The 467-nt window shown below is 71.3% G+C and carries 1 pseudogene; it reads right to left on the reverse strand.

Features of this window, described 5'->3' with window-relative positions:
• Positions 1-467: pseudogene (locus tag H928_RS27300) on the reverse strand (hypothetical protein); the annotation flags it as partial.

Here is a 467-nt window from a genome sequence, read left to right on the forward strand (position 1 = left end):
CGAGCGACTGGGCGCTGGCTTCCGTCTCGCTGGGCTGCTTGCCCTGGGCATAGACATGGTTGATGCGGGCGCTGCCACCGGGCCAGTGCTCGCCGTTGGCCGACTCCACCGCCAGGTTCTCCGTCAGCACGCGAAAGCCGCTGTCATCGGCCGCGCCGCCAATGCGGCCCTGCACCGAGCGCAGCAGCAGCACCGTGCCCTGCGCCGTTTTGTCATCGCTGGCCGCCGCAGCTTGGCGGCGCACGCCCACATCGCGCAAGGCCACATCGGCCGTGCCGTTCGTCAGCTTGCCGCGCGTCACATCCAGCCAGAGGCGCGCCGAGCCCTGGCCTTGCTGCAGGCCCATCGCCGGCGGCAGGTAGGGCGCCATCGCGGCGGCATTGAGCTGGAGCGCCTCCAGGTAGAGCTGGCCGCTCCAGTGTTTCCAGCGGCCATCGTGCAGCGCCCAGATCGGCTGGGGGGTGGGG

The organism is Comamonas sp. B-9, assembly GCF_000410635.1.
Taxonomy (GTDB): Bacteria; Pseudomonadota; Gammaproteobacteria; order Burkholderiales; family Burkholderiaceae_C; genus Comamonas.